The organism is Pseudoalteromonas sp. 1CM17D, assembly GCF_023161805.1.
Taxonomy (GTDB): Bacteria; Pseudomonadota; Gammaproteobacteria; order Enterobacterales; family Alteromonadaceae; genus Pseudoalteromonas; species Pseudoalteromonas atlantica.
On the sequence record NZ_JALNTP010000008.1, the window covers coordinates 55630 to 71876 of the forward strand.

Genomic DNA, 16247 nt, shown 5'->3' on the forward strand with positions numbered 1-16247 from the left:
CGACTTGTCGCAATCAATAGTAGAAGTCAAGGATGTTAGCTTTTCGCGAGGCGATAGAACCATATATAAAAATATGAGTTTTAGTGTTCCTAAAGGTAAGATAACAGCGATTATGGGGCCAAGCGGAATTGGCAAAACCACAATGCTACGCTTAATTGGTGGGCAGCTTAAGCCTGACGCCGGCGATATTTTATTCGATGGTGGCAGTATTCCTAGTATGTCGCGCAAAGAGTTATATGCGGCACGAACCAAAATGAGCATGCTGTTTCAAAGCGGTGCGTTATTTACTGATATGTCGGTATTTGACAACATTGCATTTCCTCTGCGAGAGCACACCAAGTTAAGTGAAGCGTTAATTAAACTAGTCGTATTAATGAAACTGCAAGCGGTGGGTTTACGCGGTGCTAAAGATTTAATGCCTTCTGAGCTTTCTGGCGGTATGGCCAGACGAGCAGCACTTGCACGTGCTATTGCACTGGACCCAGAACTTATTATGTATGATGAGCCTTTTGCCGGCCAAGACCCAATATCTATGGGCGTATTGGTAAAGCTTATTAAGTCGTTAAATGAAGTGCTAGGTTTATCATCCCTTATTGTAACCCACGATGTGACGGAGGTAATGAGTATTGCCGATCACGTTATTATTATTGCCGATCAAGGCGTAATAGGGGCAGGGACACCGGATGAAATGCGTAATCATGAATCTCCATTAGTACAGCAGTTTTTAAAAGGGTTATCGGATGGGCCTGTGCCATTTCATTATCCTGCACAAACGTATGCTGATGAGCTGTTAGGAGAAAACGCTTAATGTTGGATTTATTTCAAAAGTTAGGTCATAAAACGCTTGGGCGTTTTGCTGCATTAGGGCGCTCTGCCAACATGCTTTTTAATGCATTGTGGAATGTACCTAACTTTAAAAAAGGCACACCGCTGTTAGTGCGCCAACTTTATATGGTTGGTTCGCAATCATTATTAATTATTATGGTGTCGGGTTTGTTTATTGGTATGGTGCTTGCGCTGCAAGGTTACACTGTATTGGTTGGCTATGGCGCCGAAGACAGCCTAGGCCCATTAGTTGCGCTTAGTTTATTACGCGAACTAGGCCCGGTGGTTACAGCGCTATTATTTGCTGGTCGCGCTGGAAGTGCGCTAACGGCAGAAATAGGCTTAATGAAAGCCACCGAGCAACTCTCTTCACTAGAAATGATGGCCATTGATCCTCTCAAGCGCATTATTGCACCGCGTTTTTGGGCAGGTTTTATTAGTATGCCATTGCTTGCACTTATTTTTTCTGCGGTTGCTATTATCGGTGCTCATTTAGTTGGGGTTGATTGGTTAGGCGTAGATACCGGCAGCTTTTGGTCGATAATGCAATCGCAAGTATCGTTTCAAGAAGATGTATTAAACGGCATGATAAAAAGTTTTGTATTTGCCATGGTAGTGACCTGGATTGCGCTTTATAAGGGCTACGACTGTATCCCAACCTCAGAAGGGATCAGTAAAGCAACAACAGAAACAGTCGTACACTCATCACTGGCAGTATTAGGGTTTGACTTTATTTTGACAGCGGTAATGTTTACCAGCTAATAGGGTATAGATAATGAATTCACGGAAATTAGAGATTTTAGTTGGCTTTTTTGTCGCATTAGGCATTTTAGCGTTTGCAATGTTAGCACTTAAAGTGGCTAATTCGGGTATTAGCGGGTCGGGTGAAACCTACACGCTAAATGCAAAGTTTGAAAATATCGGCTCACTTAAAGCGCGTGCACCGGTAAAAGTAGGCGGTGTAGTGATAGGCCGTGTTGAATCTATTTATGTACACCCACAGGAGTTTTTGCCTGTGGTAAATATGACGATAGATGCACAGTATTTATGTCGTTTTTCAGACACTAGCTCAATCTCAATTTTAACATCGGGTATTTTAGGGGAGCAGTACTTAGGTATTCACCCTGTTATTTCTCCTAATGCAGCAGAGCAGCGCTGTTTAGGTGAAACAGTAACCGAAAACGCACAAGATCAAGCAATCGATGAGTTATTTGGCGTAGAGAGCAAAGCGTTAGGTGATGGTGATTCAATCACAGATACTAAGTCTGCACTTGTTTTAGAAGAGTTAATAGGGCAGTTTTTATTCAACCAAGGTAGTGAGTAATTATTATGTTGAAACAGTTTTTAGCCGTTATTGCACTTGGTGCAACCCTAGCTGTGCAAAGTGTTAGCGCAGCCGAAGTTAAACTGACAGATCCTAACAAAATGGTGCGTCAGGTAGCAGAGCATACATTTGAGCGCATTAAAAAAGATCAACCGCTTATCACTAAAGATAAAGAGCACCTTCGTGTTATTGTAGAAGAAGAGCTGATGCCATACATAGACTACAAATATGCAGCACTTCGTGTGTTGGGTAGTGAAGTGTCTAAAGTGCGTGCAATTACCGATGAAGCCGAAAAAGCCGAAGCAATTAAAGATATCCAAGAATTTATTGGCGCGTTTAGAGGCTATTTAGTTGCTACTTACGCGGGGGTATTTACTCAATACACTGACCAACATGTAGAATTTGGCGCAGAGCAGCCATTTAAAGGCAAAGATGTAGTTGTAGTAAAAACTAAAATTACAGAAGATGGCAAACCTGACATAAAAATTGATTTTAAAGTGCGTGAAGATCGCAGCGGCGAGTGGCGCGCATACGATATGATTGCAGAAGGAATTAGCTTACTCGATGCAAAACAAAGTGAGCTACAAGGTATTTTACGCCAGCAAGGTATTGCACACGTAAGTAAATTACTAGAGCAAAAGAGCCAGTTACCTGTGCAATTTAGAGGCAACAGCAGCAATGACTAAATTGGCAATTAGCCAAGTAGATGAGCAGCACTATAGGGTAAGTGGTGAACTTACCCGCAGCTCAATTGGCAATGAACAGCTTCTGAACGCCAAGTCATTAAGTAAGCATAAAACCATCTATTTTGACCTTTGTGAGGTAATGAGGGTTGACACAGCGGGCTTAGCTTGGTTAATTCACTCTTTTGCTGAATTTAAGCAACAGGGCACACGCCTTGAATTGCAAAATCCACCTGAGCAATTGCAAAATTTAATGCAGTTGGGTCAGGTAACAACTTTATTTGAGTGAGAGTTATGGAAACTAGCCAAGTCGAAACATTATTACGCGACGAACTTCAATTATCTGAAGTAAAAGTAAAAGCCAATGGTAGCCATTATGAAGTAATTGCAGTAGGTGAGTGCTTTGACGGTTTAAGCCGCGTTAAAAAGCAACAGCTAGTTTATGGCCCATTAATGAATACTATTTCAGACGGTACAATTCACGCTGTATCAATTCGTGCATTTACGCCAACTGAGTGGAAGCGTGAACAAAAATTTATTTTACCTCAATAGTTAAGGCCTCTTAATGGATCAGTTTGTAATTCAAGGTGGCACTTCACTTGCGGGTGAAGTAACTATTTCTGGCGCTAAAAATGCCGCATTACCAATTTTGTTTGCCGCACTGCTTGCCGATGGTAAAAGTACATTTACGAATGTTCCTCGCCTTCGCGATATTGTGACCACTGAGGCGCTTTTAAGCACCTTAGGCGCAACTGTAAATTGGCAAGGCGATACACTGTATATCGATGGCGCAACCGTTAATAAAACGCTTGCTCCTTATGATTTAGTTAAGCAAATGCGTGCCTCTGTTTTGGCACTTGGGCCTTTAGTGGCGCGTTTTGGTGAGGCGCAGGTATCGCTACCTGGTGGCTGTGCTATAGGCGCACGTCCGGTTGATATACATATTCAAGGTTTAGAGCGCATGGGCGCACAAATAAACGTTGAAAATGGTTATATCAATGCAAAGGTAGAAGGCCGCCTTAAAGGCGCTGAAATTTTCATGGAAATGGTCAGTGTTGGCGCAACCGAAAACTTACTAATGGCCGCAGCACTTGCCGATGGTAAAACGGTGCTTGAAAACGCAGCACGCGAGCCCGAAATTATTGACTTGGCCAATTGCCTAATTGCTATGGGTGCAAAAATTACTGGTGCAGGTACAAGCCGTATAGAAATTGATGGCGTAGAGCGTTTAGGCGGCTGTGAGCACAGCATTTTACCTGACCGCATTGAAACGGGCACTTTTTTAGTTGCAGCAGCGATGGCTGCAGGCGAAGTACTTTGTAAAAAAACAGATTTTCATTCACTTGAGCCTGTTATTGAAAAATTACGTGCCGCAAATGCATTAGTTGAAGTAAACGATGACAGCATTTATTTAGATATGCGTAATCGTGAGCTCAAAGCCGTTAATATTAAAACCATGCCACACCCTGGTTTTCCAACCGACATGCAAGCGCAGTTCACCGCGCTAAATGTAGTGGCTAATGGTAGTGCAACAATTACCGAAACCATTTTTGAAAACCGCTTTATGCACGTACCAGAGTTACAACGCATGGGCGCTAATATTCGTTTAGAAGGGCACACCGCTATTTGTGGTGAAACGCAAAGTTTAAGTGGCGCACAAGTAATGGCAACCGATTTACGCGCCTCTGCAAGCTTAATTTTAACCGGTATTGTGGCGCAAGGTGAAACGGTAGTCGATCGTATTTACCACGTAGACCGAGGCTATCAACGCATTGAAGATAAACTCAGTGGCTTAGGTGCCAATATTAAGCGCAGAAGTAGCTAATACCCATCCGCAATAATATTTATTCGCTTTGAGGTGAGAGCACACTTGCTCCTTAATTAAGCGCGCTGGGTTAAACACAGTTTACTTTAGACATAAAAAAGGTCGGATACGCGTATTGCTATCCGACCTTTTTATTGCCATTTTGGTTAGAGTTTAGTTTCGAGCTCTGCAACTCTAACCATTATTTTTTCTACTTTACCGTTTCGGTACAGCTCAAATTCTATTTCTTTACCGGGCTGTGTATTGCCTATTTTTTCGAGTACTTTTTGCGGGTTGGCCACACTTAACCCTGCAATTTTAATAACGATGTCTTGCTCTTCAATGCCAGCTTGCCATGCAGGGCCTAATGGGTCTAAATTGGTGATGCGCATACCAGCAACCTCAGTAAGGCTGTCGTTTACCTCTTTGCCCGTGCTATCAACCGCAGTGCCTTCAAAGCCTAAATAGCCACGTACTACACGGCCATGGCGTATTAGCTTTGCCATTACTTCTTTGGCGAGCGAATAGGGAACAGCAAAAAAGATTCCTTGGATATTAAGATTTTCACGAGTTTTAAATTGCGCAGAAGTGATCCCTACTAAATCACCATTTGAATTAACCAAAGCACCGCCAGAGTTACCTACATTTATAGCTGCATCCATTTGCAGTAAGTTGTTATAAGGGCTATCGGTAATTTTTTGTTTACCGGTGGCACTAATTATACCTTGGGTGATGGTTTGCCCTAAATTGAGTGGGTTACCAATGGCCAGCACTACATCACCTACACTGGTGGTGTAATTATCGTTTACGGGGATCACCGGCAGGTGGTCGGCGTTAATTTTTAATAAGGCTAAATCGGTAATGGTGTCAAAGCCAATTAACTGCACATCAAAAAAGCGTCGGCCATCGGTTAATATAACCAAGATTTGATCTGCATTATTTATAACGTGGTAGTTAGTTAATATGTAGCCATCTTGCGCCATAATTACGCCAGAGCCAAGCTCTTGAACGGTGTTTTGTTGCTTATAGCGAGGCTCTTTAGAAATGCTTTCTGAAAAAATAGTTACTACCGACGGTGCAGCACGTTTAACCGCGTCAGCAAAACTAAGGTGATTTGAGCTCATAGCACTGGGCAAGGGAACATTAGGGAGTAAAGAGGCGCGCATATTAGGGCTGAAAAAAACCACTAAAAAAGCGATACCTAAACCGACAAACAAAGGGGGAAGTACAAATTTTAGTAATTTCAGCACGAGATTCTTATTGTTAGTGAGCAATTCTTTATGATGGCACAAAAAAAATAACAGCGGCAAGTGCTGCTGTTATTTTTATTGCTTATTTATAACGTGTTACTTATTGGATAAGTACAAAGATAGACTCTCGGCCACGTTTAACGCCAAGTACAATATTACCTTGGGTATCTTCGATAATTTTGTTCATTTGACGAATGTTTTCTACACGTTGGCGGTTAACTTGTACAATCACATCACCTTCTTCAAGGCCAACACGTGCAGAAGGAGAGCGCGGATCTACTGTGGCGACTTCAATACCTTTAGTGCCATTTTTTTGCACGTTTTCAAGCGTTGCACCTTGGAATGCAGGATGCAGTTCATCGCCTGCGGCGGTTACACCCGAAGCACCATCAAGCGTTACTTTAATGGTTTTTACTTTGCCATCGCGGTAAATACCTAATTTAACTTCGCGTCCTTCACCTAACGTTGCTATTTTACTGCGCAGCTCGTGGAAGCCACTAATATCGCTGCCATTAATACTAATAATAACATCGCCGGCTTTAATACCTGCTTTGCTTGCTGCGGTATCATCCATTACTTGCATAACGTAAGCACCTTGTTTAACGTCAAGTTGCTGTGCTTTTGCAAGGCCTGCATCAAGTGGGCGGCCAGAAATACCCAGTGAGCCACGGCGAACTTCGCCATGTTCAATAATTTGGTCAACTAAGTTTTTCATCATATTTGATGGAATGGCAAAGCCAATACCAACATTTCCACCCGAGGCACCTAAAATAGCAGTATTAATACCAATAAGTTCACCATTTAGGTTAACTAAAGCGCCTCCTGAGTTACCTTGGTTAATAGCTGCATCGGTTTGAATAAAGTCTTCGTAGCCTTCAATATTTAAACCACTACGCCCTAATGCACTTACAATGCCCGAGGTTACTGTATGGCTTAAACCAAATGGGTTACCAATTGCTACTGCAAAGTCGCCGACACGCAATTTATCTGAATTTGCCAGTTTAACTTCGGTTAAGTCATCTGCATCTATTTGTAATAGCGCAATATCAGACTCTTTATCGGTACCAATTTTGGTGGCTTCAAATTCACGGCCGTCTTCTAGCGTTACCACCATTTTTTCGGCATCTTGAATTACGTGGTTATTTGTTACTACATAGCCTTCGTCGGCATCAATAATAACCCCTGAGCCTAAACCGCTAAATTGGCGCTTTTGACTACGTGGTTGAGGGTTTCCAAAAAAGTATTCAAGCGGGTCTGCACGGCGGCGCACTTCTTTTGAGCCAGAAACCTGAATGCTCACAACGCCAGGGGTAATTTGCTCAAGCATAGGCGCAAGTGTGGGTAATTGTTGGCCGTTAACTGCAATAGGCAGTTTTGCATAAGAGGCCATTGGGCTTAGTAATAAGCTTGTAGATAAGATTGCAGCACTAATAAGTGATAATTTCATTTTCATAGTCAGGGTGTACTCCACATCACAGGAAAAGCAAAAAGGCTGCATAAGCAGCCTTTTCGAATTTAAATATAAAGCTGTTACATTTAAAGACTATGGGGTCAAAAAAAAGTTCCTCAAGATAGCTTTAACATTTTAGCGTGCTCAGTGTTTTAAGAAGCTTTAGCAGGTTTTGTATCGCCATTTTGCCCTGCAAATAAACCAGACTCACCCGAGACGTAATCGGCAGGTTGTGCTTGTGCAGATGAACGGTCAACCTCGCGCTCTTTTAAAGACGCTTGTAATTGCTCTGTTGTTTCTTTAGAGAAAAACGGCTCGCTAGGTGCTTTGTTTTTATCATCAAGTAAGAGTTGATTGGTTTCTTCAACATGGCTGAGTAGTTGGTCGTAGTTTTCTTTCATTTTATTCACAAGCTTACCTGTGCTTGCTAAATGATCGGCCACATCTTGGCGATACTGCTCAAGCGCGTTTTGTGCTTGCTCGGCTTGCTCTTTTAATTCATCTTGCTTAAATTGCTTTTTAGTAACGAATGCACCAACAAAAAATGCCACTACAGCAGTAATAATAATTAAACCTACCCACGTAACTGTGCCCATAACTTTACCCCTTTGGGAAAAAATATCTAATAATGCCTGATTCAAATATAAATCATCCTGTGGGTAATATACCCCGAGTTAAGATGCGTGTTAATATGTTGTGCAAATTAAACTGTGTTTAAAATGTAATTAGATATGACTCCTTGGCAAACTTACCAGCAAGATCTCAAGCGCGATGACTTTGTACATGACCAAGCACAAGAAAATGCAGTGCGCCATTTACAACGTTTATACGATGACCTCACAAATAAAAAACCACAGCAACAAGGCTTTTTTGCAAAGTTGTTTAATAAAAGCGAACCTGAGCCAATTAAAGGGCTTTATTTTTGGGGTGGTGTAGGGCGTGGTAAAACCTATTTAGTAGATACCTTTTACGAAGCGCTGCCAGGTGAGCGTAAAATGCGTGTGCATTTTCATCGCTTTATGCACCGAGTTCACGATGAACTAAAAAAGCTAAATAATAAAAGCAATCCACTGGAAATTGTTGCCGACATATTTAAAGCCGAAACCGATATCATCTGTTTTGATGAATTCTTTGTTCAAGATATTACAGATGCCATGTTACTCGGCGGCTTAATGCAGGCATTATTTGCACGCAATATAGTATTAGTCGCCACCTCTAATATAGTGCCTGATGATTTATATAAAAACGGCTTACAGCGTGCGCGTTTTGTTCCGGCCATTGAACTGGTAAAAGCGAACACAGAAATAGTAAATGTAGACTCTGGTATTGATTATCGCTTGCGTACACTTGAGCAAGCCGAAATATTTCACAGCCCGCTAGATGAGCAAGCCGATAAAAACTTATTTGAATATTTTGATAAGCTCTCGCCAGAGGCGGGGGAGCTTGATCAACCCATAGAAATAGAAGGGCGCTTAATCAACACACGCAAAGTGGCTAAGTGTGTAGTGATGTTTGAATTTAGCGAATTGTGCGAAACCGCACGTAGCCAAGTCGACTACATGGAAATTAGCCGCTTATATAACACTGTTATTATTTCTAATGTTAAACAGCTTGGACAAAATAATGATGATGCAGCTAGGCGCTTTATCGCTTTAGTGGATGAGTTTTACGAGCGACATGTAACATTAATTATTTCGGCTGAAAAACCGATCACGCAGCTTTATACCCAAGGTAATCTTAACTTTGAATTTAAGCGCTGCATTAGCCGCCTGCAAGAAATGCAGTCTTTAGAGTATTTAGCAAAAGAGCATTTAGCATAGCGCTAATACGACTGTATCGACTCTTTAAAGTGGCCTTATTGTTGTTTTTATATAAATGCATAAATTTTTGTAATTTTCTTGTGGAAAAAACAACCGCTCGGTAGCAATGTGTTTTAAGTGCTGGTATACTCCCGCGTCTGCCACGTTGCGTTCTATGTCCTCATATAGTTTAGCCACTTGTGAGCGGCGCTAAAGTCTAAAACTCGAAGGGGTTATAGCATACTTAGAGCGGTAGTTAATAATAACTGCCTGTGGTTTTAATTGAAAAACATTGGATTTTTATAAATGAAAACGTTTGTTGCTAAACCAGAAACAGTAAAACGTGACTGGTACGTAGTTGACGCTGAAGGTAAAACTTTAGGTCGCATCGCTACTGAAATCGCTCATCGCCTACGCGGTAAGCACAAAGCTGAATACACTCCACACGTAGATACTGGTGATTACATCATCGTTATCAACGCTGAGAAAGTTACTGTAACTGGTAACAAATTCAAAGATAAAGTGTACTACGCTCATACTGGTTTCCCAGGTGGTCTTAAGTCTACTACTTTTGATAAACTTCAAGCTGCAAAGCCTGAAATGATCATCGAAAAAGCTGTTAAAGGCATGTTGCCACGTGGTCCTTTAGGCCGCGCTATGTACCGTAAACTTAAAGTTTACGCAGGTACTGAGCACAACCATGCTGCACAACAGCCTCAGGTTCTAGACATTTAAGGAGCACTATCATGGCAAATCAATACTACGGTACAGGTCGTCGTAAAAGTTCAAGTGCTCGCGTATTCTTACGCCCAGGCACTGGTAACATCGTAATCAACAAGCGCTCTTTAGAAGAGTACTTTGGTCGCGAAACAGCACGCATGGTTGTTCGTCAAGCTCTTGAGCTTGTTGACATGACTGAAAAATTTGACCTTCACATCACCGTTGCCGGTGGTGGTACAACTGGTCAAGCTGGTGCTATCCGTCACGGTATCACTCGTGCACTTATGGAGTTTGACGAGTCATTACGTCCACAACTTCGTAAAGCAGGTTTTGTTACACGTGATGCACGTAAAGTTGAACGTAAGAAAGTGGGTCTTAAGAAAGCGCGTAAGCGTCCACAGTTCTCAAAACGTTAATTTTTACGTTATCAAGAATTCAAAAACCCAGCTTATGCTGGGTTTTTTGTTTTTGGCATTAAAATTTAAGTACTTACCTACCTCAAGCCCGCTTTTTTAAGGCTAGGCGCTGATCATATTTTATAAATACTGCGTATTTAATGTACGAAAGCTTTAAAATACCCATTTCGCTGCAAAAAAGTTAAATAATTATCGCAATTAGTGTAAATCCATCAGTTAATTGGTGGAATTTTTTGCTACAATTGGCTGGCAAGTAGTATGAGCAAGTTCAACATCACCATGTACAGTTTATCTGTTTCCTCGTAGTGGGGTTGATCTTGGTCAGTATATTGTTTTTACAGAAGCGCTATTATAGTCATTCGGCTTTATTCTCGAGCTTACTTTATCAAACTATTGATCAAGTCGGGTTATTCGAGCGTGAGGCTGTGAATAACCTTGTTTTAATCAAGGGTTTTAATTATGATCGCTTCTATTTTAAAAATTTCGAAAAATTAACCTGCTGTAACTGATGTTCTCAATATAGCAAGTGTTGAGAATCATAGTGGAGATAAGTGGATGAGCAATGCGCCTGTAGACAATGGCCGACGTCGCTTTTTAACCATAGCTACCTCTGTTGTAGGTGGTGTTGGTGCGGCTGGGGCTGCTGTTCCTTTTATTGCGTCTTGGAATCCAAGTGAGCGAGCTAAATCTGCGGGTGCGCCTGTAGAAGTAGATATCAGCAAACTTGAGCCAGGACAATTAATACGTGTCGAGTGGCGTGGTAAACCTGTATGGGTTGTATCACGTACCCCTAAAATGCTTGAGCAGATGAAAGAACATGAAGGTCAACTTCGTGATCCGCAATCGCAAGAGCCACAACAACTAGAATCATCAACAAATGATTACCGTTCATTACGCCCAGAGATTTTTGTCGCTGTTGGTATTTGTACGCATTTAGGGTGTTCTCCAGGCTTTTTCCAAGGTAACTTTAGTGAAAAAGTTGAAGGGACAGATGATGGTTTTTACTGTCCATGTCACGGTTCTAAATTTGATATGGCTGGGCGAGTATTTCAATCAGTTCCTGCACCATTGAACTTAGAAGTACCACCTTATACTTTTCTTGATGAAACCACTATTTTAGTGGGCGAAGAAAAAGGGGTAGCCTAATGTTTGGTAAAATTGTTAGTTGGATTGACGACCGTATCCCAATGACACGTGTTTGGAACATGCACATTGCACAGTATCCAGCACCTAAAAACTTTAACTTCTGGTATTTTTTTGGCTCACTAGCCATGTTAGTACTAGTAAACCAAATACTTACTGGTATTTGGTTAACGATGAACTTTGTTCCCTCTTCTGAAGGCGCTTTCGCATCAGTAGAGTACATCATGCGTGATGTTGAATACGGTTGGTTATTACGTTATTTACACTCAACGGGTGCATCTGCGTTTTTCATCGTTGTTTATATGCATATGTTCCGTGGCATGATCTACGGCTCTTACCAAAAACCACGTGAATTACTGTGGTTGTTCGGTATGTTTATTTTCTTAGCATTAATGGCTGAAGCCTTCATGGGTTACTTACTACCATGGGGTCAAATGTCGTTCTGGGGTGCGCAGGTAATCATTTCGTTATTCGGGGCTATTCCGGTAATTGGTGACGACTTAACACTTTGGATCCGTGGTGACTACGTAATATCGGGTGCAACGCTTAACCGCTTCTTTGCATTACACGTTATTGCACTACCATTGGTTATTGTAATTTTAGTGTTCTTACACATTGTTGCGCTGCACGAAGTGGGCTCTAACAACCCTGACGGTGTTGAAATAAAACGCAAAAAAGGCACTGTGGCTGAAGAAGATAAGTCTAAATTTAAATTTCATGAGTATTACACCGACAAAAAAGACATTGTTGATGCGATACCGTTCCACCCGTACTACACAGTAAAAGATATTGTGGGCGTGGTTGGTTTCTTAATCTTGTTCTGTTGGGTTGTATTCTTTATGCCTGCGATGAATGGTTTCTTCCTAGAAGCGCCAAACTTTGAAGCAGCAAACCCACTTAAAACACCAGAGCACATTTTCCCAGTTTGGTACTTTACGCCATTCTATGCAATCTTACGTGCAATCCCTGATAAACTTATCGGTGTTGCGGCAATGGGTGCGTCAATTGTGGTACTCGCATTGTTACCGTGGATTGACCGTGGTCGTGTTAAATCGGTTCGTTACCGTTGTGGTTTCCACAAATGGAACATTGCAGGTTTTGTTGTAACTTTCGTTCTTTTAGGTTGGGTGGGTGCAACGCCACAAACTGATATGAAAACGATAATTTCTCAAATCTGTACTGTGACTTACTTTATGTTCTTCGTACTGTTATTTATATACAGTAAGAATGAAAAAACTAAGCCATTGCCTGAGAGGTTAACGAAATGATGAAAAAGCTACTTATTGGTGTATTTGCTTTATCAGTAAACTTGCTGCCTAACATGGTTATGGCTGCGGGTCCTTCGGTTCCTCTTATGGAAGCGGGTAACGATATATCTGATCAGCCTTCTTTGCAGCGCGGCGCAAAGTTGTTCATGAACTACTGTCTTGGTTGTCACCAAATGCAGTATCAACGTTATGAACGTACTTTCCGTGATATTGGTATTCCAACCGAGCTTGGCAAAGAGCAATTGATTTTTGATGGTTCAAAAGTAGGTGGCCATATTCTTAACGCTATCGCAAAAGAAGATGCTGCTAAATGGTTTGGTGCGGCTCCGCCGGATTTAACCAATGTGGCGCGTGTGCGTGGCAGTGATTGGATTTACACTTACTTAAAATCGTTTTACAAAGATGAATCTCGCCCGTTTGGCGTAAATAATACGTTATTCCCATCGGTGGGTATGCCACATGTTCTTCAAGAACTACAAGGGCTACCAACACCTATCATTGAAGAAGTTGAACAACATGGTCAAACAGTGACTAAAGTTGTTGGTACTGAAACAGATGGTAAGGGCGAATTAAGCGTTGATGAATACGATCAAGCGGTTCGTGATTTAACGAATTTCTTAGAGTATGTAGGTGAACCTACACGCCTTGAGTCAGAAGCGTTAGGTATTAAGGTAATTGGATTTTTAGTTATCCTGTTTATCTTGGCATTTATGCTTAAGAAAGAATACTGGAGAGATGTTCATTAATTTGAGCATTTTACAAGGTAATTTTGCAATAGGGGCTTAAGCCCCTATTGCTGTTTTAGTTATTTAATGGAGGTATAGGCATGGCCGTAGCTGCCAATAAGCGCCCTGTAATGACCCTTTTTTCTGGTGCTAACTGTATGTATAGCCACCAAGTACGTATTGTACTTGCAGAAAAAGGTGTAAGTGTAGATATTCATTTGGCTGAAAAGGATAACTTGCCAGAGGCACTTCACGAAATTAACCCTTACGGTACAGTACCCACACTGATTGACCGTGAGCTTGGCTTATATCAGGCAAACATCATCATGGAATACCTTGATGAACGTTTCCCTCATCCTCCACTAATGCCTGTGTATCCGGTAATGCGTGGTCGTAGCCGTTTAATGATGCACCGTATTGATACTGATTGGTACAGCCTTGCTGAAAAAATCATTAACAATACAGCAGATGCTGCACAAGCTCGTAAAGAGTTAACTGAAGCGTTACTTGCAATTGCACCAATCTTTAACGAAGCTCCATACTTTATGAGTGAAGAGTTTAGCTTAGTAGATTGTTATTTAGCACCACTATTATGGCGTTTACCAGAGTTTGGTATTGAGCTTAATGGCTCTGGCGCTAAAGAGCTAAAAGAGTACATGATCCGCTTATTTGAGCGTGAGTCATTCCAAGCTTCTTTAACTGAAGCAGAGCGTGAGATCCGTTTATAATGACGCCTAATCGTCCTTATTTATTACGTGCTTTTTTTGATTGGATCGTAGATAACGACTGCACACCACATTTAGTGGTTGATGCGCAGTACCCAGCAGTACAAGTGCCTACGCAGTTTGTACAAGATGGCCAAATAGTGCTTAATATTAGCCCTTCTGCCGTTACTGGGTTTTCGTTAGATATGGAACAACTAAGCTTTAATGCGCGCTTTGGCGGACAGCCAATGCAAGTATATGTGCCTTTAGGTGCGGTGCTTGCTATTTATGCGCGTGAAAATGGCGAAGGAACAGTCTTTACTGCAGATGAGTTTTTAGAGGACGAAGACGATTTTGCACCTGACCTTGAAAGTGTGGAAACATCAGATGAAATTATTGATGAAACCCCGCCAGAAAAGCCAGAAAAGAAAAAAGGCTCACATTTACGCGTTATCAAGTAACGCTTAAATACAAAAAAACCGCTAATTAAGCGGTTTTTTTATGTGCCTCATAAACGGCTTTTTATGTATTTTATAAATATTCAAACACTTTAATAACGCGCTCTACACCCGATACATTGCGTGCAATGTTAACCGCTTGGTTAGACTCAGATTCTGATACTAATCCCATTAAAAATACTTCAGCGTTTTCGGTCACTACTTTAATATTATTACTCGGTATATCTTTAGCTGTTAAAAGCTGCGCTTTTACTTTAGAGGTTAGCCACGAGTCATGCGTTTGTGTGGTAATTCCAATATTTGAGCCAATTCTAATTTGGTTATGTATTTTACGTATACCTGAGAGCCCCTCAATGCTCTGCTGAGCTTGGTTTTTCATTTCTTGATTGGCAACCTGACCTACTAGTAAAACAATGCCATTAACGCTTATAGCGTCTACATTGGCGAACTTTTCTAGTCGTTCAACTTCACTAAGCGCAATACTGGCTTTAATTTCTATATTATTGTCGTCTATTTGTGAGCCTATGGTGCGGCGATCATTTGCTGCTGTTACTGCACCAGCTGTTCCTGCAACCACTGCGGCTGCACAGCCTTGCAGTAAAACAACAGTACCTAAAACAATAAGAGAGCGTTTAAACATAATTTTCATCCTGCGGGAAAAGAGTTAAATCAACCAGTTCACTTAAGCAATGTAAGTTAACTAAGTGAGATTCAATAATGCGGCTAGGGCGCTTAGATGGCGTACGAATTTCTACATCATTAGGGCCTAATAAGCCAACGAGTTCTCCACCATCGTCACCTACCATCACTATGACCTTCATATCTTTAGTAAGTGCAGCTTCTACAGCAGAAATAATATGTTTTTCGTTGCCATTAATTGCTAACGCAAGCAGTAAATCGCCTTGTTGTGCAAAAGCACGTACTTGGCGAGCAAAGGTATCATGCTCATCTACTTGGCTACTTTGCCCTAAATTGATATTTTCTTGAGATAGCGCAATAGCAGGTAAACAGGGGCGCTCTGTTTCGTAGTGATTAACTAATACGCCGGCCATGTGCTGCGCTAGCATATGGCAGTTTGCCGTGCCACAGCAAAGGAGTTTGTTACCATTAATTAAACTTTGTGCAATGGTAAATGCCGCAGACTCTAGTGCGCTTGGCAGTACTTCGCCTGCTGCTATTTGTACTTGAATGCTTTCTGTAAAAATTTCTTTAATTGTATCTTGCATAGACTACCAATAATTTATTCGTCATTTTTGTTTGTTGCTGGGCGTTTTACTAATCTGTTTGCGTGTTGTTAAAGTACGCTTTTGATCCAATTTATATTGGCAGAGCCTTCACCTGTAATGGCAACATAGTCGACTCTTATAGGCTGATTAGTTAAGTTTTTTGCTGCCAAGTAGTGATAAATAGTGCGTTTTAATCGTGCTTGTTTTTGTGCGCCAAGGGCATAATTTGCACCGCCTCTCGCATTGTTTTTACGAAACTTAACTTCCACAAATACAAGCGTATCGCCGTGTTTCATAATCACATCAAGCTCACCAAAGGGGCAATAATAATTACGCTCAATAGGCGTAAGCCCTTCACGGGTTAAGTATTTTTCTGCTTGGCGTTCATAGTACTGGCCTTTTTCTCGGCTATTTTGCCACAGCTCTTTAAACCACGACATAGCCGCTCCAGA

21 protein-coding genes are annotated in these 16247 nt (G+C 41.5%); 15 read left to right on the forward strand and 6 right to left on the reverse strand.

From position 1 onward, the window contains the following. Positions 1-4: 4 nt before the first annotated feature. From mlaF to murA, 7 genes are read left to right on the forward strand one after another with little or no spacing between them, the layout of a single operon-like run. Complete coding sequence (mlaF, locus tag MSC25_RS14250; protein WP_248443875.1) at positions 5-808, forward strand: phospholipid ABC transporter ATP-binding protein MlaF; 804 nt, start codon at positions 5-7, stop codon at positions 806-808. Continuing rightward, positions 808-1587: a lipid asymmetry maintenance ABC transporter permease subunit MlaE gene (gene mlaE, locus MSC25_RS14255; protein ID WP_024033330.1), complete on the forward strand. Its 780-nt coding sequence runs from the start codon at positions 808-810 to the stop codon at positions 1585-1587. The genes mlaF and mlaE overlap by 1 nt, the downstream gene beginning before the upstream one ends. A 13-nt stretch (positions 1588-1600) precedes the next feature. Further along, the gene (mlaD, locus tag MSC25_RS14260) at positions 1601-2149 is read left to right on the forward strand and encodes an outer membrane lipid asymmetry maintenance protein MlaD (protein WP_004589094.1); all 549 of its coding nucleotides are present in this window, start codon (positions 1601-1603) and stop codon (positions 2147-2149) included. Between the two features lie 5 nt (positions 2150-2154). Then, entirely contained in the window at positions 2155-2835 is a 681-nt protein-coding gene (locus MSC25_RS14265; protein WP_248443806.1) for an ABC transporter substrate-binding protein, read from the forward strand. Continuing rightward, positions 2828-3121, forward strand: coding sequence for an STAS domain-containing protein (locus MSC25_RS14270; RefSeq protein ID WP_024033329.1), 294 nt, complete (start codon positions 2828-2830; stop codon positions 3119-3121). Before MSC25_RS14265 ends, MSC25_RS14270 begins: the two co-directional genes overlap by 8 nt. Before the next feature lie 5 nt (positions 3122-3126). Further along, complete coding sequence (locus MSC25_RS14275; RefSeq protein ID WP_004589097.1) at positions 3127-3384, forward strand: BolA family protein; 258 nt, start codon at positions 3127-3129, stop codon at positions 3382-3384. 13 nt (positions 3385-3397) lie between these two features. Continuing rightward, positions 3398-4657 carry a UDP-N-acetylglucosamine 1-carboxyvinyltransferase gene (gene murA / locus MSC25_RS14280; protein WP_004589098.1) on the forward strand — a complete coding sequence of 420 codons (1260 nt, stop codon included), beginning with the start codon at positions 3398-3400 and terminating at the stop codon, positions 4655-4657. Positions 4658-4803: 146 nt separating this feature from the next. Here murA and MSC25_RS14285 read toward each other — a convergent pair whose 3' ends face one another. The 3 genes from MSC25_RS14285 to MSC25_RS14295 form a co-directional block, all read right to left on the reverse strand. Then, the gene (locus MSC25_RS14285; protein WP_024033328.1) at positions 4804-5886 is read right to left on the reverse strand and encodes a trypsin-like peptidase domain-containing protein; all 1083 of its coding nucleotides are present in this window, start codon (positions 5884-5886) and stop codon (positions 4804-4806) included. A 100-nt stretch (positions 5887-5986) separates the two neighbouring features. After that, positions 5987-7339 (reverse strand): Do family serine endopeptidase, encoded by a 1353-nt coding sequence (locus MSC25_RS14290; protein ID WP_004589100.1) that lies wholly within the window; start codon positions 7337-7339, stop codon positions 5987-5989. Between the two features lie 149 nt (positions 7340-7488). Further along, positions 7489-7932: a YhcB family protein gene (locus tag MSC25_RS14295; RefSeq protein ID WP_004589101.1), complete on the reverse strand. Its 444-nt coding sequence runs from the start codon at positions 7930-7932 to the stop codon at positions 7489-7491. Between the two features lie 135 nt (positions 7933-8067). Between MSC25_RS14295 and zapE the strand changes: the two genes are divergently transcribed. The 8 genes from zapE to MSC25_RS14335 all read left to right on the forward strand — a co-directional run bounded on the left by zapE (position 8068) and on the right by MSC25_RS14335 (position 14572). Then, on the forward strand, positions 8068-9156 hold the full coding sequence (gene zapE, locus MSC25_RS14300) for a cell division protein ZapE (protein WP_064384781.1): 1089 nt from the start codon (positions 8068-8070) through the stop codon (positions 9154-9156). A gap of 285 nt (positions 9157-9441) precedes the next feature. Next, on the forward strand, positions 9442-9870 hold the full coding sequence (rplM, locus tag MSC25_RS14305) for a 50S ribosomal protein L13 (RefSeq protein ID WP_004589103.1): 429 nt from the start codon (positions 9442-9444) through the stop codon (positions 9868-9870). A gap of 8 nt (positions 9871-9878) precedes the next feature. After that, the gene (gene rpsI / locus MSC25_RS14310; RefSeq protein WP_024600778.1) at positions 9879-10271 is read left to right on the forward strand and encodes a 30S ribosomal protein S9; all 393 of its coding nucleotides are present in this window, start codon (positions 9879-9881) and stop codon (positions 10269-10271) included. Between the two features lie 555 nt (positions 10272-10826). Then, the gene (petA, locus tag MSC25_RS14315) at positions 10827-11417 is read left to right on the forward strand and encodes a ubiquinol-cytochrome c reductase iron-sulfur subunit (protein ID WP_004589105.1); all 591 of its coding nucleotides are present in this window, start codon (positions 10827-10829) and stop codon (positions 11415-11417) included. Then, positions 11417-12682: a cytochrome b N-terminal domain-containing protein gene (locus MSC25_RS14320; RefSeq protein WP_004589106.1), complete on the forward strand. Its 1266-nt coding sequence runs from the start codon at positions 11417-11419 to the stop codon at positions 12680-12682. Before petA ends, MSC25_RS14320 begins: the two co-directional genes overlap by 1 nt. Continuing rightward, on the forward strand, positions 12679-13428 hold the full coding sequence (locus MSC25_RS14325; RefSeq protein WP_024033324.1) for a cytochrome c1: 750 nt from the start codon (positions 12679-12681) through the stop codon (positions 13426-13428). The genes MSC25_RS14320 and MSC25_RS14325 overlap by 4 nt, the downstream gene beginning before the upstream one ends. A gap of 80 nt (positions 13429-13508) precedes the next feature. Beyond that, positions 13509-14135 carry a stringent starvation protein SspA gene (gene sspA / locus MSC25_RS14330; protein ID WP_004589108.1) on the forward strand — a complete coding sequence of 209 codons (627 nt, stop codon included), beginning with the start codon at positions 13509-13511 and terminating at the stop codon, positions 14133-14135. Beyond that, complete coding sequence (locus MSC25_RS14335) at positions 14135-14572, forward strand: ClpXP protease specificity-enhancing factor (protein WP_004589109.1); 438 nt, start codon at positions 14135-14137, stop codon at positions 14570-14572. The genes sspA and MSC25_RS14335 overlap by 1 nt, the downstream gene beginning before the upstream one ends. A gap of 70 nt (positions 14573-14642) precedes the next feature. Here MSC25_RS14335 and dolP read toward each other — a convergent pair whose 3' ends face one another. From dolP to MSC25_RS14350, 3 genes are all read right to left on the reverse strand, one after another. Continuing rightward, positions 14643-15209 carry a division/outer membrane stress-associated lipid-binding lipoprotein gene (dolP, locus tag MSC25_RS14340; RefSeq protein WP_004589110.1) on the reverse strand — a complete coding sequence of 189 codons (567 nt, stop codon included), beginning with the start codon at positions 15207-15209 and terminating at the stop codon, positions 14643-14645. Beyond that, positions 15202-15795, reverse strand: a complete 594-nt coding sequence (locus tag MSC25_RS14345; RefSeq protein WP_004589111.1) for an SIS domain-containing protein — start codon at positions 15793-15795, stop codon at positions 15202-15204. Before MSC25_RS14345 ends, dolP begins: the two co-directional genes overlap by 8 nt. A gap of 68 nt (positions 15796-15863) precedes the next feature. Beyond that, positions 15864-16235, reverse strand: a complete 372-nt coding sequence (locus MSC25_RS14350) for a YraN family protein (protein ID WP_248443807.1) — start codon at positions 16233-16235, stop codon at positions 15864-15866. Positions 16236-16247 lie beyond the last annotated feature (12 nt).